The sequence below is a fragment of the Luteimonas lutimaris genome, assembly GCF_039537065.1.
GTDB lineage: Bacteria > Pseudomonadota > Gammaproteobacteria > Xanthomonadales > Xanthomonadaceae > Luteimonas > Luteimonas lutimaris.
This window is the reverse complement of the sequence record NZ_BAAAZU010000006.1, coordinates 389,782-410,491: the sequence shown is the minus strand read 5'-3', so window position 1 is coordinate 410,491 and position 20,710 is coordinate 389,782. Positions and strand designations below refer to the sequence as shown.

The following is a 20,710-nucleotide window of genomic DNA, read 5'->3' as shown; positions in this document are numbered from 1 at the left end:
TCAATCCCTCAGGGTGGGTTCGCGCACGGCGCAGTGCGCAACCGCCCGTTCGATCCGGTCGAAGCCGTCGAGCCCGTACCAGAACGTCTTCCACCTCTCCTGCCGCAAGCAGCCGTCGGCCTCGGCGTAGTAGAAGATGTTGACCGCGTTGTGGTGTCGTGAACGCCAGAACAGGCGCGGCGTTTCCTCGCGCATCACGTTCCATACCGCGCGACCGAGGCCCTCGCCCTGCGCGTCGTCGAGTACGGCGAACTTGTCCAGGTACGGCACGCCGTCGACTTCGACGAGGATCACCGCGGTGCGGTAGTGCTCGCTGACGTAGGCGCGCAGCAACGGCGTGCGCTCGAAATAGTCGTCGACCAGGTGGCGGCCGAACGCGGACTCGACCAGCCCGCGCAGGCGCGGCAGGTCCAGCTCGTCCCAGCGCGTCGCGCGCAGCACGCGCTCGCCGCGCCGCACCAGCGTGCCCGAGCCCTTGTGGGTGAACAGCTCCCTGGCGAGCTCCGCCGGCCGCGTGATCGACACCGACGACGACGGCGGCAGCGCCATCAGCAGGTCGTGGATCTGCTCGATCTTCACCCGCATGCCCGAGTGCAGCCAGGGCTGCGCCAGCAGCTCGTCGTACTCGGTGCTCAGGTTGATCGAGTCGATCACCCGGCCTTCGCCGTCGAGCAGCCCGCCGGTGCCGGTGAGGAATACGATCTTGTACGGCTGCAGGACCTTGATCAGCTCGTTGGCGGCCCAGTCGGCGTTGACGTTGACGATCTGGCCCCCGTCCGTTTCTCCCAGCGAGGCGATCACCGGGATCGAGCCGACCTTGATCGCGGCGAGGATGCCGTCGGTGTCGACGCCGGCCACGCGCCCGACCAGGCCGTAGCGGTCGCGATCGAGGAATTTGGCTTCGAACACGCCGGACTGGATCGACGTCGCACGCACACCCTCGGCCTGCAGTGCTTCGACCAGGCGCAGGTTTTCCCGGCGCAGCACGCGACGCACCACGGCGAGCACGGCCGCATCGGTATGGCGCAGGTTGTCGACGACCTTCTTCTCGATCCCCGCCGCCTGCATCGCCTCGTCCAGCTGCGGCCCGGCGCCGTGGACCACGATCGGCGTCAACCCAACCTGCTGCAGGAAGGCCAGCGATGACACCAGCGCGTCGGGCTCGTCGCGCAGCACCGCGCCGCCGACCTTGACCACGGCAAAGCGCGCCGCGTCGAGCTGCGAAAAGCGCTTGAGGTACTGGTCGATTTCCTTGGCGCTGCCCATGCCCGAAAGCAGGCGGACGATGGTCTGGCGGGTCTGGCGGTGGGGTTGCATGTGGGTTCCGGTGTTTTCGGATTCGAACCGCGGTGGAGGTAGGAGCGGCGGGAGCCGCGATCGCGCTTGGTATCGGGCAGGTCGCGGCTTCCGCCGCTCCTACGTGGCTCTACTGTCGTTGGCGATGATGCGTCGCACGGCTTCGGCGTAGTCCTGCAGCTGCGACAGCGACACCCATTCGTCGGCGGTGTGCGCCTGGGCGATATCGCCCGGGCCGCAGACCAGTGCGTCGAGGCCGGCGGCCGAGAACAGCGAGGCCTCGGTCCAGAAATCGACGGCGTTGCCGATCGGCAGGCCCAGCGCGTCGGCAAGGTCGCGCGCGGCCAGCCGGCGCTCTTCGGCCTCGGCCACCTCGCCGGCAGGCAGCGGCGGGCCACGGAAGGTTTCCTCGTAGCGCTCCAGCGCGCCGGTCCCGGCCAGGCTGCCGAAGCGTGCGTGCAGCTCGTCGATGTCGTGCGAGGGCAGCGGCCGGAACCCAAAACGCACCTCGGCCTCCGGCGCGATCACGTTGGCCTTGATCCCGCCCTCGACGCGGCCGATGTTGAAGCGCAGGCCGGTCAGCCCGCCGAAGCGGCGGTGCGATTCGGCGTCGACGAAATCCAGCGCGCGCGTCCCCCAGCGCATGGCCTGGTGCAACGCACTGGCGTCCATCGCCTCCGCGCCTGAGGCATGCCCGGCCTGGCCCTTGAAACGCAGCAGCACTGAGCTGATCCCGCGATGCGCGAGCACCGCCTCGCCATTGGTGGGTTCGGCGACGACCACGCTCGAAAACCCGTGCGGGCGCTTGAGGAAGGCGTCGATGCAGCGCGCGTCGTTGGCTTCCTCGTCGCTGCCGAACAGGAACGCGGCGTCGCCGCGCGCGGCCTGCGCGGCCGCCACCAGGCAGGCCGCCGCGCCCTTGATGTCACAGGCGCCCAGGCCGATCGCGCGGCTGCGGGTCACCCGCAGCGTGAACGGGTCGGCGGTCCAGGCCGGCGACGACGGCACCGTGTCCAGGTGCACGTTGAACAGCACCTGCGGCGTGCCGCGCACGGCGAACAGCGACACCGCGCCGTCGCCGTGGTCGGTGACCTCGACCCGGAAATCCGGCAGCTGTGCGCGCAGGTAGTCGAAGATGCCGCCCACGCCGATCCGGCGCGGCGGGTTGCGGGTGTCGAAGGACACCAGCGCGGCGAGGTGTTGGAGGACCTGTTCAAGCATGTCGTTTGTCTTGGTGTTCAAGTATCCGTAGGAGCGGCGGAAGCCGCGACTTGCACTTGCTCTCCCCCGCGAAGGCAGGACGTTCGTCGGCGCGCGAGCCAATGGCTCGCAAACGCACCTCCTCACCCCCTGCTCTTCGCAGGGGAGGGAGCAAACCTATTTGCGGTTGACCTCGGCCCACAGCGTGCTGCTCATCCCGAACAGCTTGATGAAGCCTTCCGCCTCCTCCACGCCCCAGTCCGCGGACTGCGCGTAGGTCGCGCCGCTGGCGTTGAGGATGTGCGGCGAAGACACGGCAACCGCATCGACGCGCCCGCCACCGGTTTCCAGTACGACCTCGCCGTTGACCATCGCCTGCGACGAGGCGAGGAAGGCCTCCAGGTCGGTCTTCAGCGGATCGTGGAAGAAGCCCTCGTACACCAGCTCCACCCACTTGCGTGCCACGTCCGGCTTGAAGCGGTTCTGCTGCTTGCTCAGCACCGCCTCCTCCAGCGCGCGGTGCGCGGCCAGCAATGCGGTGAGGCCGGGGGCCTCGTACACGATCCGCCCCTTCAGGCCGATCGTGGTGTCGCCGGTGTACAGGCCGCGGCCGACGCCGTAGCGCGCGAACAGCGCGTTGAGTTTCGCCAGCAGTTCGTGGCCCGGCATTTCCTCGCCGTCCAGCGCCACCGCCTCGCCGCGGACGAAGCGCAGCGTCGCGCGCAGCGGCTCCGCGGGCCATTCGTTGCGCGGGGCGCACCAGCCGCGCGCGCCCTCGCCCGGCGCCTCCCAGCGGTCGATTTCGCCGCCCGACATGGTCAGGCCGAGCAGGTTTTCGTTGATCGTGTAGGCCTTCTGCTTGGCGCGCACGCCGAAGCCGCGTTCCTCCAGGTAGGCCTGCTCGTAGGCGCGGGTCTGGGTGTGCTCCTTCTGGATCTCGCGGATCGGCGCCACGATGCGGTAGTCGCCAGAGGCCTTCACCGCCAGGTCGAAGCGCACCTGGTCGTTGCCCATGCCGGTGCAGCCGTGGGCGATCGCGTTCGTGCCCAGGTCGTGCGCGCGCGCCAGCGCGGCGTCGACGATCAGATAGCGGTCGGACACCAGCAGTGGGTACTGGCCCTGGTAGCCCTCGCCCGCCCACACGAACGGCTTGACGAAGCCGTCCCAGATCGCAGGCCCGCCATCGAGGGTGACGTGGCTCGCAACGCCCAGCTCGGCGGCACGCGCCTCGATGGTCGCGCGCTCTTCGGCATCGACGCCGCCGGTGTCGGCGAACACCGTGTGCACCGCCCAGCCGCGCTCCTGCAGCCACGGCACGCAGAAGCTGGTGTCGAGGCCGCCGGAGAAGGCGAGGACGATGTCGTTGTTGCCGGGACTCGGGACCCGGGACCCGGGACCGGAGGGGGCGACTGGGATTGGCATGGGGAGCTCCAGATTCGATACGGACAAGAAGGGATGAGTGCGTTGCTCTATTCGGGTCCCGCGTCCCGGGTCCCGCGTCCCGCCAAAGCCGCCATCACCGCCTTCTGCACATGCAGCCGGTTCTCCGCCTCGTCGATGGCAATGCAGGCCGGCGAATCCATCACCGCGTCGGTCGCCTTGACGTTGCGGCGCAGCGGCAGGCAGTGGGAGAACACGCCGTCGTTGGTCAGCGCCATCTTGGCCTCGTCGACGATGAAGTGCCGGTACTGGTCGCGGATCGGCTTCTCGGCTTCCCAGTTGCCGAAGTACGGCAGCGCGCCCCAGCTCTTGGCGTAGACGACGTCGGCGCCGGCGTAGGCGCTGTCGATGTCGTGGCTGACCTGCAGCGAACCGCCGCTTTCGGCCACGTTCTGCGCGGCCCAGCCCATGTAGCGCTCGTCGAGCACGTATTCGGGCGTGGGGCACAGCAGGGTGACGTCCATGCCCATGCGGGTGGCGATGGTCAGCGCGGAATTGGCGACCGCGGTGTTGAGCGCCTTGGGATGGTAGGTCCAGGTGAGGACGTACTTCCTGCCGCGAAGATCGGTGGTGCCGAAGCGTTCCTGCAGGGCCATCGCATGCGCAAGCTCCTGGCAGGGGTGGGTAATCGTCTCCATGTTGATCACCGGCACCGGCGAATGTTTCGCGAAGCCCTGCAGCACCCGGTCCTGCCGGTCCAGCGACCAGTCGACGAACTTCGGGAACGCGCGCACGCCGATCATGTCCGCGTAGCGCCCCAGCACCCGGGCGACCTCGGCGATGTGCTCCTCGGCCTCGCCGTCCATCACCGTGCCCAGGTCGAACTCGATCGGCCAGGCATCCTTGCCCGGCTGCAGCACCACCGCATGGCCGCCGAGCTGGAAGGCGCCCAGCTCGAAACTGGTGCGTGTGCGCAGGGAAGGATTGAAGAACACCAGCGCAATCGACTTGCCGCGGAGCGCGTCGCCGGCCGGGCTGCGCTTGAAGCGCGCAGCCTGCGTCAGCACGGCGTCGAGTTCGGCGCGGCTCCAGTCCTGGGTGTTGAGGAAGTGCTTCATTGTCGGTCTCGCTTTCGGCGCGTGTGGCCTGGTGGGCGGCTCCCGCGCCGGAAACGAAAAAACCCGGCACAGGGCCGGGTTTCGTGCAGGAACTCCAGTGACGGCAGGCTCCGGCTACCCGGCGGTTCGGGTGTCCGGTCGGCGCGCGCGCGAGGTCATGCCCGCTGCCATGCGGGCGGAGGTCAGGATGTCGGCGTTGGCGCGGGGCTGCTGCATTGCGGCGGCATCGTCGCACGCCGCCGTGCGGCCCGCAAGCGTCTCAGGGGCCGCCCGACACGATCGGCGTGATCGACACCCGCACCCGCAGCCGGTCGCCCGGGTCGTAGGGCATGCGCGATCGGTACTTCACGCCGTGGTGGACGTAGTCGACGTCGTAGGCGATCGGCCGCTGGAACTCGCGTTCGGTCGGCACCAGCTGACAGCCTTCGCGGGGCTGGACGGTTGTCGCGTCTTCTTCCGCGTCCTTGCCCGGGGTCAGCGCGTCCTTCACCGCCCCCACCACCCGCGCCAGCCGGCTTTTCTCCTCGCCATCCGCGGCCGGTACGCCGTCCTCGCACACCTCCACCATCGCCGTGGCGCGCAGGGTCTGGTAGACCGGCTGCGCGCGCAGCACGCGGGCGTATTCGGTGCGCACGTTCTCGACCTGGATCACCGTCTGCTGCGGCGACTGCTGCGCACGCGCCGGCCCGATCACGGAGGCGACCAGCAGGAGCGCCACCTGCAGCAGCGGGGACAGCGTGCGGATTCGAAGCATCTCTGGACGGGACACCTACCGGGACGGCATGCAGTGTAGAGGCACCCCGCCGAAAGGGGCTGAATCCCGGCTGTCGTGGCCCGGCCCCGGCGCGGCCGGTAGAATCGCTGGCCATTCCCGCGACCGACCGCGATGACCCTGCGCCTGCACAACAACCTGACCCGGCGGGTCGAGGATTTCTCCCCGCTCGACCCCGCCTGCCCCACGATGTATGTCTGCGGGCCGACGGTCTACAACTACGTGCACATCGGCAACGCGCGCGGGCCGGTGGTGTTCGGCGTCCTGGCCGACCTGCTCCGGCGCCGGTACGGGGCGCTGAAGTACGCCCGCAACATCACCGACGTGGACGACAAGATCAACGCCGCGGCGATCGAACAGGGCGTACCGATCTCCACCATCACCGACCGTTTCGCCGCCGCCTACCGCGAGGACATGGCCGCGCTGGGCGTGGCGCCGCCGGACATCGAACCCGAGGCCACGGCGCACATCGCGCAGATCGTGGGGATGATCGAGGGGCTGGTCGCCTCCGGCCACGCCTACGCCGCCGAAGGCCACGTACTGTTTTCGGTGGCCAGCTTCGCCGGCTACGGCAAGCTCTCGCGCCGCGACCCCGACGAGATGCTGGCCGGGGCACGGGTCGAGGTCGCACCGTACAAGCGTGACCCCGGCGACTTCGTGCTGTGGAAGCCCTCCACCCCGGAGCTGCCCGGCTGGGATTCGCCGTGGGGCCGCGGTCGCCCGGGCTGGCACATCGAATGCTCGGCGATGGCCGCCGCGCACCTGGGCGACACCATCGACATCCACGCCGGCGGTGTCGACCTGCAGTTCCCGCACCACGAAAACGAGATCGCGCAGAGCGAGTGCGCGCACGGCGGCGCCACGTTCGCGCGCTTCTGGCTGCACAACGGCATGCTCAACTTCGGTGGCGCCAAGATGAGCAAGTCGCTGGGCAACATCGAAAAGGTCCACGACCTGGTGCGCGCGCACCCGCCCGAGGCGCTGCGGTACGCGCTGCTGTCGGCGCACTACCGGCAGCCGCTGGACTGGTCGCCGGCGCTGGTCGAACAGTCCCTGCGCACGCTGGACCGGCTGTACGGCACCCTGCGAGATCTCGGCGACATCGCTGCAACGCCCGAAATCCCGGCCGCGGTCGAGGCCGCGCTCGACGACGACCTCAACACCCCGCAGGCGCTGGCCGAACTGGCCGCGATCGCCTCCGCCGCACGCAAGGCCGGCGACCACGACGAACGCGTGCGGCTGAAGTCCCGGCTGCTCGGCGCCGGGCTGGCGTTGGGCCTGCTGCAGCAGGTGCCGGCCGACTGGTTCGCCCGCGGCGCCGGCAGCGGCGACGACGCCCGCATCCAGGCGCTGGTCGACGAACGCGCGGCGGCGAAGAAGGCGCGCGACTTCGCCCGCGCCGACGCGATCCGCGACCAGCTCGCGGCCGAAGGCATCCTGCTCGAGGACACGCCGCAGGGCGTGCGCTGGAAGCGCGGGGCGTAGCCGCCCCGGACACCGCGCCGTGCCCGGCTAGCGGATGAACTCGAGGTTGTCGATCAGCCGCGTGCGCCCCAGCCGCGCGGCGACGAGGGCGACCAGCTCGCCGGTGTCGCCAGCAGGTGTGGCCAGCTGGCGGTCGCGCACCGCGGCGTAGTCGACCGCGAATCCGGCGGCCTCCAGCATCGCCACCGCCTGCGCCTCGACTTCCGCGCAGGACGTGCCTGCCTGCACCGCCTCGCGCATCGCCAGCAGGGTGCGGTGGATCGTCGGCGCCGCGGCGCGCTCGTCCGGGGCGAGGTACTGGTTGCGCGAACTCATCGCCAGGCCGTCGGACTCGCGCACGATGTCGGCCGGCAGCAGTTCGACCGGGAACGCCAGGTCGCGGACGAAATACCGGATCACCGCCAGCTGCTGGTAGTCCTTGCGCCCGAACGCAGCCGCGTCCGGCTGCACCTGGTTGAACAGCCGCGACACCACCGTGACCACGCCGTCGAAGTGCCCGGGCCGGTGCGCGCCTTCGAGCACGTCGGTGATCCCCGGCACGCGCATGCGCACCGCGTTGTCGGCGCCGAAGGGGTACATCGTGTCCACCGACGGCATCCACATCAGGTCGCAGCCGGCGGCTTCGAGTCCGGCGGCGTCGTCTTCCGGCGTGCGTGGATAGCGCGCGAAATCCTCGTCCGGCCCGAACTGGGTGGGATTGACGAACACACTGGCGACCACGCGGTCGGCGTGCCGGCGCGCAAGCGCCACCAGCGAGAAGTGCCCGGCGTGCAGGTTGCCCATCGTCGGCACGAAGCCGACACGCAGGCCCTCGCGCTTCCACTGCGACACCCGCTTGCGCAGGTCGGCGAGTCCGGTGACGGTTTCGATCATGGCGTCAAGCGTACGAATGCGCCGCATCCGGGAAGCTGCCGTCGCGTACCGCCGCGACGTAGGCCTGCACGGCGCCGGCGACCGAGCCGCCTTCGGCGAGGAAATCCTTGACGAACTTCGGCCGGTGCCCGCCCTGCAGGCCGAGGATGTCGTGCAGCACCAGCACCTGGCCGTCGCAGTGCGGGCCGGCGCCGATGCCGATGGTCGGAATCGCGACATCCGTGGTGATCGCCTGCGCCAACGGCGAGGGCACGCATTCGAGCACCAGCAGCGCGGCGCCCGCATCGGCGACCGCGCTGGCATCGGCGCGCAGCTTGCGGGCAGCTTCGTCCTCGCGTCCCTGCACCTTGTAGCCGCCCAGGCGAAGCACCGACTGCGGGGTCAGGCCGAGGTGGGCGCAGACCGGGATCTCGCGCTCGACCAGGAAGCGGATGACCTCGAGCTTGTGGCCGGCGCCTTCGAGCTTGACCATCCGCGCGCCGGCCTGCAGCAGGCGTGTGGACGCATCGAGCGCGCGTTCCGGCGTCGCGTCGGCCTGGAACGGCAGGTCCGCCACCAGCAGCGCGCGCGACACGCCGCGTGCGACGCAGGCCGTGTGGTAGGCGATGTCGTCGACCGTCACCGGCAGGGTCGAATCGTGCCCCTGCACCACCATGCCCAGCGAGTCGCCGACCAGCAGCAGGTCGACGCCGCTGTCGTCGAACGCCCGCGCGAAGCCGGCGTCGTAGGCGGTGAGCATCGCCAGTTTGTGGCCGCCGCGCTTGGCTTCGGCCAGCGCCGGGACGGTGAGGGGCTTGCGGTCGTCGGGGGTATACATGCGGGGTTCCGGAAAGGCTGGCGCGCCGCGATGGCGGGCCGTCAGGGTAGCGCTTCGATCCCGTCCGCGGCCAAGCCGGCAAGCGCCGAACGCACCGTTCCATGGCCGGGGATCACCGTCTCCGGCGCGATCGCCGCCAGCGGCACCAGCACGAACGCACGCTCATGCAGGTACGGGTGCGGAACGCGCAGGCCCGGCGCGTCGATGGACGCATCGCCGAACAGCAGCAGGTCGAGGTCGAGCGTGCGCGGGCCCCAGCGCGCGTCGTCGTCGTGGCGGTCGCGGCCGAACCGGCGCTCCACGTCCAGCAGCGCACCCAGCAGCGCGCGTGCTTCCAGGCGCGTTTCGAGCTTCGCCGCGGCGTTGATGAAGTCGGGCTGGTCCACGCGTCCCCAGGCCGGCGTGCAGTAGAGCGGCGAGGCGCGCAGCAGGCGCGTGTCGGGCAGGCCGTCGAGCGCGGTGAACGCCTCGCGCAGGGTCGCGGCGGCATCGCCGACGTTGCCGCCGAGGCCGACGAAGGCGATCACGGGCGGGTTCATCCGGTGGGCGCGGCGGACCTGCGGCGGCGACGGCGGCGACGCGGCGCGGAACGTTCGCCGTCCCCGCCTTCGCCCTCGCCTTCTTCATCGCCCGGCGGCGGCTGCAGGGCGATCGCGTTGTCGGGATCGGCCTGCGCTTCGCGCCAGAACGCGACGTCGTCTGCATGCCCGTCCGAGGCCACCTGGCGCAGCACCAGGAAATCGAACGCGGCGCGGAAGCGCGGGTGCGCCAGCGTGCGCATCACCCGCTTGCGCGGCCGCGCGCCGGACTGGGCCGACGTCAGCCGAGACTGCAGCAGCCAGATCTCCTGCATCGGCAGCGAGAAGCGGCGCGGCAGCGCGATGGTGGACAGCTCATGCACCGTCACCCGGTCGGCCGCGCGTCGCTGCGCCTCGATGGCATGCACGCCCTGCCCCTGCAGCTCGATCAGCGCGCGGCAATAGGCCGGCCACAGCAGCAGCGCGAACAGGAACGCGGGCGAGACCGGTTCGTCGGCATGCACCCGCGCATCGGTCCCGCGCAGGCCCTCGAGTACCACCCGCCGCAGCGCGCCGCTGCGGTTGGCCTTGAGCGCGGCCGCCGATTCCGGGAACAGCACCGCATACAACCCGAAGCGCTCCAGCCCCAGGAAGCACGCTTCCCCGTAGCCGGACAGGAACATCTTCAGGCATTCCTCGAACAGCCGCGCCGGCGCGGCCTCGGCCAGCAGCGGCGCCAGCGCGGGCACCGGCGCGGCAGTGGCATCGTCGATGTCGAAGCCGAGCTTGGCCGCGAAGCGCACCACGCGCAGCATTCGCACCGGGTCTTCGTGGTAGCGCGTTTCCGGGTCGCCGATCAGCTTGAGCACGCGGTTGCGGACGTCCTCGAAGCCGCCGACGTAGTCGTGGATCGAGAAGTCCTCGATCGTGTAGTACAGCGCGTTGGCGGTGAAGTCGCGCCGCACCGCGTCGTCCTCGATCGTGCCGTAGACGTTGTCGCGCAGCAGGCGGCCGTCGTCGTGGACCTGGCGGTCGCCGCTGCCGTCGTCGACGTTGGCGCGGAAGGTGGCGACCTCGATGATCTCGCGCCCGAACACCACGTGCGCCAGGCGGAAGCGCCGGCCGATCAGGCGGCAGTTGCGGAACAGGTGCTTGACCTCCTCCGGCGTGGCGCTGGTGGCGATGTCGAAATCCTTGGGATGGCCGCCGACCATCAGGTCGCGCACGGCGCCGCCGACCAGGAACGCCTGGTGGCCGCCGTCGCGCAGGCGGTACAGCACGCGCAGCGCGTTGGGACTGATGTCCTTGCGCGAGATCGGGTGCTGGTCACGGGGGACGACCCGCAGGGTCACGGAAGCAGGTTGGGACTGGGTCGGCATCGGGCAGCCAGGTGGAATTCGGGTGGGGCAACCGCTTGGCGGCACCCATATCACTGCTATACTAGCAAGCCGCGCGGCCCGGACAGGCGCCGAGTGGGCCGGTCGTCCAACCGGCGTCGCCCAGGCGACACCCTGCTCCCTTCGTCTAGAGGCCTAGGACGTGGCCCTCTCAAGGCTAAAACACGGGTTCGAATCCCGTAGGGAGCGCCAAAAAAACGTCGTTTCCAGTGCTACGCGCGCAACGCGCGGCAATGCCACCGGAACCGGCTCCAGCCCGACACGATCGCCCTTCCCCCGCCTGCGGGGGGTGAGGGCGGTTTGCTTGCACGGCACTGTCGTGCAACCGCCCGAACGACCGGCGCGCTGCGCCGGGCCGGACAGGGAACGGGTTGGGGGAGCCCGCGCACTGCGCGGGCTTCGCGCTTCAAGCTCCGCCATTCCCGGCCAGCACCGCCCGCCTTTGCAGGAGCGACTTCAGCCGCGCGCTCTGAATGGCGACCGGCGACGGTAGAAAAGCTCGGGGCCGAAGCCGCTCCCACGGGAAGCAACGGCAGCCCCACCCCCAAGCCGTTAAAATGGCCGCGCCATCGAACCAGAGTCCCGTCCATGCCCTTCGTCGTCACCGAGAACTGCATCAAGTGCAAGTACACAGACTGCGTCGAGGTCTGCCCGGTCGACTGCTTCCACGAAGGGCCGAACTTCCTCGTGATCGACCCGGACGAGTGCATCGATTGCACCCTGTGCGAGCCCGAATGCCCGATCAGCGCGATCTACCCGGAGGACGACGTCCCCGCCGGGCAGGAACAGTTCGTGGCGATCAACGCCGAGCTGTCGAAGGACTGGCCGGTCATCAACGCCCGCAAGGATGCCCCGCCCGACGCCAAGGAATGGGAAGGCAAACCCGACAAGCTGCCGCTGCTGGAGCGCTGAGCCTGGTCCTCAGCGCTTGTCTTCCCCGGGCAGCCTGACCGGCTGCCGGTAGCGCGCGACCTCCACCGGCACCGTTTGCGCCAGTTGTTGCAGCAGGTCGAACGACGCCTCGCTGCGATACGCCCCGCCCTGCCGCGCCAGTGCGTCGACGTGGGTGCGCAGGCCCTGCCCGGCCGTTTCGAGCGGCAGCGCGCGGGCACGGACGAGGAAGTGCTCGCCGCGGTAGTTCACGTCGTACAGGCCCAGCATCTGCGCGCGCCCCAGGTACTCGACGCCATCCAGCCGGACCAGGACCTGGCCGATGGTGTTCCAGGTGTCGAGCATGCTTTCGGCGACGGTGAACGCACCGCCATCGTCCGGGATCGGCGGAGGCGGCGTCGGCCTGGGCGCACGGTGGCAACCCGCCAGCGCGAGCGCGAAGGCGAGCGCCGGCACGACGGCCCAGGCGCCGCCGCACCACCGGCGGCTGCCTGTCATGTGAAAGCGGAAGCGGCGATCAATTGCCGCCGAGCGCGGCCTTCAGGTCCGACACCAGCTTGGCCGGCGCCTCACCGGAGGCCGGCATGCCGCGCGGGTCGACGGCCGAGACATAGGCGCCTTCGCCGGTCTTGCTCACCCGCAGCAGGAACTTGCTGCCCTGGTAGTCCAGGTCGTAGGTGCCCAGGATCTGCGCCTTGCTGGCGATGGTCACGCCGTCGGTCGCGGCCAGTATCTCGCCGATCCGGTTGAACACCTCGTCGCGGTCGCCCTGCACGGTGAAGCCCGCATCCTGCGCCGCTGCCGGGCGCGGGGCCATCGACGAGCGCGTCACCGATTCCGGCGAATCGCCGGGGAGCTTCATCGCGCCGGAGGTGTCGGGCAGGTTCAGGTCCGGCGGCACTTCCAGCGGACGGTTCTCCGGGCTCTGGGCGTAGAGATCGCTGCCCTTGCGGAACCAGCTGCAGCCGGAAGCGCCGAGCACGGCGACGGCCAGCACTGCCACGGCGAGGAAGCGGATCGGGGAAAGGGGAAGGCGCATCTGGATCTCCTGCAGGTCAGGCCGCGAGTGTATCGCGGCCGGAAAGGGGTGTTCACTGCTTGGCCGGCCGCGCCGGCCGGCCGCGGCCGTCGCGTCAGCTGGCGTTGTCATTCGCGGCAGCGGCCTCGAGCCGGTCGACCGCTTCGGCGATCTGTCCGGCCAGGGCGGCGTGTTCGGGCGAGAGCGTCGTCAACGGCAGGCGCAGGCCGTGGCCGAAGCCGCGCCGCGCCAGCAGCGCCTTGAGCGGGATCGGATTGGATTCGAGGCCAAGGAACTCGTAGAGAGCCCGCAGCTGCGCATCCAGCGCCTCCGCCGCGGCCTCCTCGCCGCCGCGCGCCAGGTCGCAGAGCCGGCGGAAACTCGCCGGCACCACGTTGGAGGCCACCGACACCACGCCGTCCGCGCCGGCCAGCATCGCGCGCACCGCGGTCGGGTCGTCGCCGCTGAGCACGCAGAAGCCGTCGTCGCGCAGCGGCAGCAGCGCCTGCATGCGTTCGGGTTCGTTGCGCGCCTCCTTGATGCCGGCGATGCGCGCGTGCCCGGCCAGTCCGGCCACGGTGTCCGGCAGCAGGTCGCAGCCGGTGCGCCCGGGCACGTTGTAGAGCACCACCGGCAACGCGCCGTCGTCGGCCACCGCGCGGAAATGCGCGGCCAGCCCGGCCTGCGTGGGGCGGACGTAGGGCGGCGTGACCACCAGCGCGGCGTCGGCGCCCAGCGCGGCGGCGCGGCGGGTCTGTTCGATCGTCCTGGCGGTGTTCGACAGCCCGGTCCCGGCGACCACCGGCAGCTGCCCGCCGAGTTCCTCCACCGCCGCGCGCAGCAGCGTGTCGTATTCGGCTTCGAACAGCGCCGCGGCCTCGCCGGTGGACCCGGCGACGACCACGGCATGGGTGCCGCCTTCGCGCTGCGCCTGCAGCAGGCGGCGCCAGGCGTCGAGATCGAGTTCGCCGGCGGCCGTGAACGGCGTCGCCAGCGCGGTGATGCTTCCGGAAAGTCGCAAGCTGGGGGTCCGCCGGGCTTGAATTCAGGGGGCCGCGCGTGGGCGCGGGCGCTCGAACGGGACTCCCGGGCCGGGAGTCCGATCGCGACCGATCTTACTTGCGGCGTGAAAGCACGGGCAAGTATGCTGGCGGAAGCCTCCCGGCCACGCCGGGCCGTATGCTGAAGACCTTCTCGCACCGGACGCCGCCTTGACCGACCCCGACACTGCTGCACGCCCCGCGCCGAACGAGAACCACCTGCTGATCAACGCCTACACGACGCATCCGCAGTCCCCCCTGCTGCCGGTGACGCGGCGCATTTCCGACAGCGGCTGCAACCTGGTCGACACCCGCCTGTCCACGGTCGGCCGCGACGTCTCCGTCACCGCGCTGGCAACCGGCTCCTGGGACTCGGTCGCCAAGCTCGAGGCCATGCTCACGCGGCTGGAGCGCGAGGAAGGCCTGAAGCTGATCTGGTACCGCACCGGCCCCAAGCCCGTGCAATCCAACCTGCTACCGTACATCGTCGAGGTGGTCGCCTCGGACAAGCCGGGCATCCTGTTCCAGCTGGCCGACTTCTTCGACCGCCAGGGCATCACGATCGAAAGCCTGCACTGCTCGCGCTACCGCGCGATGCAGACCGGCGCGGACATGTTCTCGGCACAGGTCACGATCGGCGTGCCGGCGGACATGCACATCGCCGCGCTGCGCGACGATTTCCTCGAGTTCTGCGACCACCTGAACCTCGACGCCATCATGGACCCGATGAAGTTCTGATGCCCGACACCTACGCGATCAATCCCGGCGACAAGGTGCCGGCGAAGCTGCCGCTGGCGCTGTCGAGCGGCGAAACCACGAAGCTCGGCGACTATGCCGGCCAGTGGCTGGTGCTGTACTTCTACCCCAAGGATTCGACGCCGGGCTGCACCACCGAAGGCATCGACTTCAATGCGCTGCTGCCGAAGTTCCGCAAGCTCGGCGCGACCGTGCTGGGCGTCTCGCGCGACTCGCTGAAAAGCCACCAGAACTTCTGCGCGAAGCAGGGCTTCAGGTTCGACCTGGTCAGCGATGCCGACGAAACGCTGTGCCGTGCCTTCGACGTGATCCACGAGAAGAACATGTACGGCCGCAAGGTCATGGGCATCGAGCGCAGTACGTTCCTGGTCGACCCGGAGGGCCGGATCGCGGAAGCCTGGCGCAAGGTCAGGGTGCCAGGCCACGCGCAGGCCGTGTTCGACGCACTGAAGGCGGCACGACCGACGTGATGCCCCCCGTTTCCGCACGCCTCCACTGCCCCGCTCCGCGGGACGCGGTGGTCCGCCCCTGCCCGCACGACAACCACTCCAGCGACGGAAGCCCCCGATGACCAAAGGCAAGCGCATCTACGTGCTCGACACCAACGTGCTGATGCACGACCCGACCGCGCTGTTCAAGTTCGAGGAGCACGACGTATTCCTGCCGATGCAGGTGATCGAGGAGCTCGACAACGGCAAGAAGGGCACGTCCGAAGCCAGCCGCAACGCGCGCCAGGTCAGCCGTTTCATCAACGAGCTGATCGAGGCCGAGGGCGCCGACAAGATCGCCTCCGGCCTGGCGCTCAGGCGCCCCAACGGGCTGCAGCTGCGCGGTGCGGACAGCATCGGCCGGCTGCGTTTCCAGCTTGGCGCGCTGGAAGCGCGCAAGCGCGGCGGCGACAAGGCCGACAACGACATCATCGATTCGATCCTCGCGCTGCAGAAGGCGGAACCGGATACGCCGGTGGTGTTCGTCTCCAAGGACATCAACCTGCGGATCAAGGCCGCGATCGCCGGCATCGCCAGCGAGGATTACGAGAACGACCGCGCACTCGACGATTTCAGCCTGCTGTACACGGGCGCCAACCCGCTGTCCGAGGACTTCTGGCAGCGCCATGGCAAGGACCTCAAGTCCTGGACCGACAAGGGCCGCACGTTCTACGAAATGGCGCTGGGCGAGGACGAGGACTGGTATCCGAACCAGTTCCTGTACCTGCCCGGCGACGAACAGACCGAGTTGCGCGTGACCAAGGTCGAGGAAGGCCGCGCGACCCTGCAGGTGGTCGACGACTACCGCAGCAGTTCGCACTCGGTGTGGGGCATCAACGCGCGCAATCGCGAGCAGAACTTCGCGCTCAACGCGCTGATGGACCCGGAGGTCGATTTCGTCACCCTGCTGGGCACCGCCGGCACCGGCAAGACCCTGCTGGCGCTGGCCGCGGGCCTGGCGCAGACGATGGACGCGCAGCGCTACCGCGAGATCATCATGACCCGCGCGACCGTCAGCGTCGGCGACGACATCGGCTTCCTGCCCGGCACGGAGGAAGAAAAGATGACGCCGTGGATGGGCGCGCTGACCGACAACCTGGAAGTGCTGACCCACAACCAGGAAGGCGGCAGCTGGGGCCGCGCGGCGACGAACGACCTGCTGGCGTCGCGGATCAAGATCCGTTCGCTCAACTTCATGCGCGGGCGCACGTTCCTGAGCCGCTGGCTGATCCTGGACGAGGCGCAGAACCTCACGCCCAAGCAGATGAAGACGCTGGTCACCCGCGCCGGCCCGGGCACCAAGATCGTGTGCCTGGGCAACGTCGAGCAGATCGACACGCCCTACCTCACCGAAACCACCTCGGGCCTGACTTACGCCGTGGACCGATTCAAGAACTGGGCCCACAGCGCGCACATCACCCTGCGCCGCGGCGAGCGTTCGCGGCTGGCGGATTACGCGTCCGAGGTGCTGTAGCCGGGTCCTCGTCCCAATCTGGGAAAAGCGTTGCTCCCTGGATGTCCCGGGCGCGGGAGCGGAGGCGCCTGGTTGCGAATGTCCCCCGGCCTCGTTCCGAGGCCTCCTCCTTTATTTCGCACCCAGGCGCCTCCGCTCCCGCGTTCCGACCTCGCGGCGATTCCAAAGGCAAAAAGAGCGGCGATTGCTTGCCCGGCAAGCCTGCGATCAGGCAGCCGCAACATTCCCCGTATTACCGCGCGCCGACTCCACGTACTGCAGCGCCGACGACAGGTCCTTGAAGTAGCTGCCTGGCTCCTCGCGCCGCACGATCTCGGCGCGCGCCAGCTTGCGCAGCACGCGCATGTTGGCGCCGGTGGGCAGCACTTCGATGCCGCGCGTGCGCAGGTTGCCGATGGTCGACTCCAGCCGCTTCAGGCCGGTCGCATCCATGAACGGCACGTGCTCCAGCCGCAGCACAACGTGTTTCGGCGGCTCCCGGGTCCACGACAGCGCGCGCTCCAGCGAGTCGACCGAGCCGAAGAAGAACGGTCCTTCGATCGCGTACACCACCACGTCACGCGGCAGCGCGTCGAGGCCGGCTTCGGCCAGTTCCTGGCGCAGGCTCGCCTGGCCGTGCTCGACCACTTCCACCGACGCGCTCATCCGGCGCATGAACTGGAACATCGCCAGGATCACGCCGATGTTCACCGCCACCACCAGGTCGGTGAGGATGGTCAGGGCGAAGGTGATCAGCAGGATGACCACGTCCGCGCGCGGCGCCTTGCGCACCAGGCGCAGGAAGCGTCGCGCCTCGCTCATGTTCCAGGCCACGACGAACAGGATCGCCGCCAGTGCGCACAGCGGCACCTTGCCCGCGTAGGGCGCGAGGATCAGCAGGATCAGCAGCAGGGTGAGCGCGTGCACGATGCCCGCGAGCGGCATGGTGCCGCCGTTGCGGATGTTGGTGGCGGTGCGCGCGATCGCGCCGGTCGCGGCGATGCCTCCGAACAGCGGGGAGAGGATGTTGGCCACGCCCTGTCCGACCAGTTCCTGGTTGGAATCGTGCCTGGTCCCGGCCATGCCGTCGGCCACCACCGCCGAAAGCAGCGACTCGATCGCGCCGAGCATGGCGATGGTGAACGCCGACGGTAGCAGCAGCAGGATCCGGTCGAAGGTCATGTCCGGCATCTGCAGCGTTGGCAGCGCGCGCGGGATCTCGCCGAACGTCGACTCGATCGTGGCCACGCCGGGCAGCTTGAACACGGTCACCACCGCCGTCGCCACCACCATCGCCAGCAGCGGCCCCGGCACCCGCGACAGGCCCGGGATGCGCGGCCCCAGCACCGCCAGCGCCAGGCTGCCCAGCGCCAGCAGCGACGTGGCCGGGTGCAACTGCCCGAACGACTGCAGCAGGTGCCAGGTCTTGAGGTAGAACGGACCCTCGCCCGGCGCCGGCAGGCCGAAGAAGTACTGCCACTGCCCGACCCAGATGATCACCGCGATGCCGGCGGTGAAACCGACGATCACCGGATCGGGAATGAAGCGGATCACCGCGCCCAGCCGTGCCAGCCCCATCACCACCAGCATCACGCCGGCCATCAGCGTGGCCAGCAGCAGGCCGCTGACGCCGAACTGCGCCACCACGCCGGCCAGGATCACGATGAAGGCGCCGGTCGGCCCGGCGATCTGGATCCGCGAACCGCCGAACAGCGACACCGCGATGCCGGCGATGATCGCCGTGTACAGCCCCTGCTCCGGCTTGACCCCGGAGGCGATCGCGAACGCCATCGCCAGCGGCAGTGCGACCACGCCGACGATCACGCCGGCAATGATGTTGGGCATCCAGTGTTCGCGCCGGAACAACCCGGCGCGCGCGGCTTCGAGCGCGGCGATCACGCGCCGCCTCCAGACTTGAGCCGCACGCCGCGGCCGCCGGCGGCGCTGGCCGCGTTCTCGCCGATCAGCTCCACGCCCGCCGCGTCCAGCGCGGCGACGACCTTGGTCAGCGAATCGACAATCCCGCGCACGTTGCCTGCGCTGGCTTCCATCCGCTGGATCGTCGGCAGCGACACGCCCGACAGGCGCGCCAGCGTGCGCTGGTCGATCCCGATCAGGGCGCGCGCCGCGCGCATCTGTGCCGCCGTCATCATCGCGTCATACCCGTCGGAAACTTCCAGAATGATGTACTGAACATCACTATAAGGACATGATACTGCAGTCGCACCCTTCCCTGTAAAGTCTGCCGACACACAGGCCAGCGCAATCGCGCGCGCAACGCACGAGTCCAGTCCATGTCCCGACCCATCAGCGCCCTGACCATCGCCGGCTCCGATTCCGGCGGCGGCGCCGGCATCCAGGCCGACCTGAAAACCTTCGCCGCGCACGGCGTGCACGGCCTGTCGGCGATCGCCGCGCTGACCGCGCAGCACACCCGCGGCGTGACCGCGGTGCACGTGCCGCCGGTGGCCTTCCTGCGCGCCCAGGTCGATGCCTGCTTCGAGGACTTCGACATCGGCGCGGTGAAGCTGGGGATGCTGGCTTCGGCCGAGGTGATCCACGCGGTCGCCGACGCCCTGCAGGCGCACCGGCCGCCGCACGTCGTGCTCGACCCGGTCATGGTCGCCACCTCCGGTGCGCGGCTGCTGGAAGCCGATGCCCTCGACGCCCTGCGCACGCGACTGCTGCCGATGGCCACGGTGCTGACGCCCAACACGCCCGAAGCCGAGCTGCTGCTGGGCCGGAAGATCACCGATGGCGCGGCCGCTGACGAAGCCGCGCAGGCCCTGCGCGCGCTGGGCGCCGGCTCCGTGCTGCTCAAGGGCGGCCATCTCGACGAAGGTGACAGGGTCGTCGACCGCTACGCCGACGCCACGACCAGCACACGCTGGCAACAGCCGCGCATGGATGTCGACGGCCACGGCACTGGCTGCACCCTGGCCTCCGCGATCGCCGCCAACCTCTGCCTCGGCCATTCGCCCGTCGATGCGTGTGCCGCTGCGATCGCCTACGTTCACGACGCGCTGCTGCGCGGCTACGCGCCCGGCCGCGGCGCGGTGCGCGTGCTCGACCACTTCGGCGCGCGACGCCCGTGACACCAGTACCAGCCGCCGCGGTCGCAACGCGCGAGATCCCGCTCGCAACGCCCGACGGCCACCGCTACGCGCTGCTCGCCCACCTGCCCGAACAGGCCGAACGCAGCCTGCTCTGGCTGCCCGCGCTGGGCGTGGCCGCGAAGCACTACGTGCCGTTCGCGCAGGCGCTGGCCGCGCGCGGGGTGGCGGTGTTCCTGCACGAATGGCGCGGCAACGGCTCCAGTTCGCTGCGCCCGGACCGCGACCACGACTGGGGCTACCGCGAGCTGCTCGCCGTGGACCTGCCGGAAAGCGAACGCGCGATCGATGCGCTGCTGCCCGGCGCGATGCGCGTGATCGGCGGCCACAGCCTCGGCGGGCAGCTGGCCTGTTGCCGGCTTGCGCTCGATCCTGCCGCGGCAGGCGCGCTGTGGCTGGTGGCCAGCGGTGCGCCGTACTGGCGTGCATTTCCCCCGCCGACGCGCTGGTGGCTGCCGCTGGCCTACCGCTTCCTGCCCTGGCTGGCGGACGCCCGCGGCGCCCTGCCCGGCCGCCGCATCGGATTCGGCGGCAACGAAGCCCGCGGCCTGATCCGCGACTGGTCGCGCACCGCCCTGGCCGGCCGCTACGCCGCGGCCGGCATCGACCTCGACCTGGATGCCGCGATGGCAACGGTCGAAGTCCCGGCCCGCGCCGCCGTCATGCGCAGCGACTGGCTGGCCCCCGAATCCTCGCTGCGCTTCCTGCTCTCGAAACTCCCGCGCTCGCCGCTGGACGTCGCCACGTTCGATGCCGCGGCGCTGGGGACGAAGCCCGACCACTTCGCGTGGATGCGCGAGCCAAGTGCGATAGCGCGCTTCCTCGCTCCCTGATCAAACGCTGTAGCGATCGCCAACGGCGGCTGAGGCTGCTGCTGCTGTTGCTGTTGTCTTGCCGCTGACGTTGCTCTTGATCTCCGGGGCCCCTCCGAAGCGGCGGAGCGGGCGCGCAGGCGGGGTGTGTTTCTTTGCGCCAGGTTTCTTTGCACAAGCAAAGAAAGGTGGCTCGCGCGCTCAGCGCGCGAAACGCTCTCGATCTTGCGTCGCAGCAGCGCGAGCAAGAAAAGAGAAAGTGCAAAAGCAGCAGTTCCCGCGC

At 69.9% G+C, this 20,710-nt stretch carries 21 protein-coding genes and 1 tRNA gene; 8 read left to right on the top strand and 14 right to left on the bottom strand.

The annotated features are described in order from the left end of the window. From ABD679_RS08400 to ABD679_RS08380, 5 genes are all read right to left on the bottom strand, one after another. Complete coding sequence (locus ABD679_RS08400) at positions 1-1,317, bottom strand: acetylglutamate kinase (protein ID WP_344759498.1); 1,317 nt, start codon at positions 1,315-1,317, stop codon at positions 1-3. Between the two features lie 99 nt (positions 1,318-1,416). Continuing rightward, positions 1,417-2,517: an acetylornithine deacetylase gene (locus ABD679_RS08395; protein ID WP_344759566.1), complete on the bottom strand. Its 1,101-nt coding sequence runs from the start codon at positions 2,515-2,517 to the stop codon at positions 1,417-1,419. Positions 2,518-2,673: 156 nt separating this feature from the next. Next, positions 2,674-3,918, bottom strand: a complete 1,245-nt coding sequence (locus ABD679_RS08390; RefSeq protein WP_344759497.1) for an argininosuccinate synthase — start codon at positions 3,916-3,918, stop codon at positions 2,674-2,676. 47 nt (positions 3,919-3,965) lie between these two features. Then, positions 3,966-4,994, bottom strand: coding sequence for an N-acetylornithine carbamoyltransferase (locus tag ABD679_RS08385; RefSeq protein WP_344759496.1), 1,029 nt, complete (start codon positions 4,992-4,994; stop codon positions 3,966-3,968). A gap of 259 nt (positions 4,995-5,253) precedes the next feature. After that, the gene (locus ABD679_RS08380) at positions 5,254-5,748 is read right to left on the bottom strand and encodes a hypothetical protein (RefSeq protein ID WP_344759495.1); all 495 of its coding nucleotides are present in this window, start codon (positions 5,746-5,748) and stop codon (positions 5,254-5,256) included. Between the two features lie 132 nt (positions 5,749-5,880). Between ABD679_RS08380 and cysS the strand changes: the two genes are divergently transcribed. Next, complete coding sequence (gene cysS / locus ABD679_RS08375) at positions 5,881-7,251, top strand: cysteine--tRNA ligase (RefSeq protein ID WP_344759494.1); 1,371 nt, start codon at positions 5,881-5,883, stop codon at positions 7,249-7,251. A 27-nt stretch (positions 7,252-7,278) separates the two neighbouring features. On the opposite strand, the gene panC is transcribed toward cysS, so the two are convergent. Genes panC through pcnB form a run of 4 tightly spaced genes read right to left on the bottom strand, consistent with a single transcriptional unit; the run spans position 7,279 to position 10,838 of the window. After that, positions 7,279-8,124, bottom strand: coding sequence for a pantoate--beta-alanine ligase (panC, locus tag ABD679_RS08370; protein WP_344759493.1), 846 nt, complete (start codon positions 8,122-8,124; stop codon positions 7,279-7,281). A 4-nt stretch (positions 8,125-8,128) separates the two neighbouring features. Then, positions 8,129-8,941, bottom strand: a complete 813-nt coding sequence (gene panB / locus ABD679_RS08365) for a 3-methyl-2-oxobutanoate hydroxymethyltransferase (protein WP_344759492.1) — start codon at positions 8,939-8,941, stop codon at positions 8,129-8,131. A gap of 41 nt (positions 8,942-8,982) precedes the next feature. Continuing rightward, positions 8,983-9,480 (bottom strand): 2-amino-4-hydroxy-6-hydroxymethyldihydropteridine diphosphokinase, encoded by a 498-nt coding sequence (folK, locus tag ABD679_RS08360; RefSeq protein WP_344759491.1) that lies wholly within the window; start codon positions 9,478-9,480, stop codon positions 8,983-8,985. Continuing rightward, positions 9,477-10,838, bottom strand: coding sequence for a polynucleotide adenylyltransferase PcnB (gene pcnB / locus ABD679_RS08355; RefSeq protein WP_344759490.1), 1,362 nt, complete (start codon positions 10,836-10,838; stop codon positions 9,477-9,479). The genes folK and pcnB overlap by 4 nt, the downstream gene beginning before the upstream one ends. Positions 10,839-10,972: 134 nt before the next feature. Between pcnB and ABD679_RS08350 the strand changes: the two genes are divergently transcribed. Together ABD679_RS08350 and fdxA are read left to right on the top strand one after the other, a co-directional pair. Further along, positions 10,973-11,048, top strand: a tRNA-Glu gene (locus ABD679_RS08350). 396 nt (positions 11,049-11,444) lie between these two features. After that, positions 11,445-11,768 carry a ferredoxin FdxA gene (gene fdxA, locus ABD679_RS08345; protein ID WP_344759489.1) on the top strand — a complete coding sequence of 108 codons (324 nt, stop codon included), beginning with the start codon at positions 11,445-11,447 and terminating at the stop codon, positions 11,766-11,768. Positions 11,769-11,777: 9 nt separating this feature from the next. On the opposite strand, the gene ABD679_RS08340 is transcribed toward fdxA, so the two are convergent. The 3 genes from ABD679_RS08340 to dapA form a co-directional block, all read right to left on the bottom strand. Then, the gene (locus tag ABD679_RS08340) at positions 11,778-12,245 is read right to left on the bottom strand and encodes a hypothetical protein (RefSeq protein WP_344759488.1); all 468 of its coding nucleotides are present in this window, start codon (positions 12,243-12,245) and stop codon (positions 11,778-11,780) included. Positions 12,246-12,264: 19 nt separating this feature from the next. After that, a complete protein-coding gene (locus tag ABD679_RS08335) occupies positions 12,265-12,786 on the bottom strand; it encodes a hypothetical protein (RefSeq protein ID WP_344759487.1) in 522 nt (173 codons plus the stop codon). Positions 12,787-12,880: 94 nt separating this feature from the next. Beyond that, a complete protein-coding gene (dapA, locus tag ABD679_RS08330; protein ID WP_344759486.1) occupies positions 12,881-13,786 on the bottom strand; it encodes a 4-hydroxy-tetrahydrodipicolinate synthase in 906 nt (301 codons plus the stop codon). A gap of 190 nt (positions 13,787-13,976) precedes the next feature. On the opposite strand from dapA, the gene ABD679_RS08325 reads away from it, so the two are divergent. The 3 genes from ABD679_RS08325 (at position 13,977) to ABD679_RS08315 (ending at position 16,523) form a co-directional block, all read left to right on the top strand. Then, positions 13,977-14,543, top strand: coding sequence for a glycine cleavage system transcriptional repressor (locus ABD679_RS08325; RefSeq protein WP_344759485.1), 567 nt, complete (start codon positions 13,977-13,979; stop codon positions 14,541-14,543). After that, complete coding sequence (locus ABD679_RS08320) at positions 14,543-15,031, top strand: peroxiredoxin (protein WP_344759484.1); 489 nt, start codon at positions 14,543-14,545, stop codon at positions 15,029-15,031. Before ABD679_RS08325 ends, ABD679_RS08320 begins: the two co-directional genes overlap by 1 nt. Positions 15,032-15,128: 97 nt before the next feature. Next, on the top strand, positions 15,129-16,523 hold the full coding sequence (locus tag ABD679_RS08315) for a PhoH family protein (protein WP_344759483.1): 1,395 nt from the start codon (positions 15,129-15,131) through the stop codon (positions 16,521-16,523). Between the two features lie 207 nt (positions 16,524-16,730). Here the strand turns inward: ABD679_RS08315 and ABD679_RS08310 are convergent, their stop codons facing one another. Next, positions 16,731-18,401: a SulP family inorganic anion transporter gene (locus ABD679_RS08310; RefSeq protein WP_344759482.1), complete on the bottom strand. Its 1,671-nt coding sequence runs from the start codon at positions 18,399-18,401 to the stop codon at positions 16,731-16,733. Then, positions 18,398-18,652, bottom strand: coding sequence for a helix-turn-helix domain-containing protein (locus tag ABD679_RS08305; RefSeq protein ID WP_344759481.1), 255 nt, complete (start codon positions 18,650-18,652; stop codon positions 18,398-18,400). Before ABD679_RS08305 ends, ABD679_RS08310 begins: the two co-directional genes overlap by 4 nt. 144 nt (positions 18,653-18,796) lie before the next feature. Between ABD679_RS08305 and thiD the strand changes: the two genes are divergently transcribed. Together thiD and ABD679_RS08295 are read left to right on the top strand one after the other, a co-directional pair. Then, the gene (gene thiD, locus ABD679_RS08300; RefSeq protein ID WP_344759480.1) at positions 18,797-19,597 is read left to right on the top strand and encodes a bifunctional hydroxymethylpyrimidine kinase/phosphomethylpyrimidine kinase; all 801 of its coding nucleotides are present in this window, start codon (positions 18,797-18,799) and stop codon (positions 19,595-19,597) included. Then, entirely contained in the window at positions 19,594-20,448 is an 855-nt protein-coding gene (locus ABD679_RS08295; RefSeq protein ID WP_344759479.1) for an alpha/beta hydrolase family protein, read from the top strand. Before thiD ends, ABD679_RS08295 begins: the two co-directional genes overlap by 4 nt. Positions 20,449-20,710 lie beyond the last annotated feature (262 nt).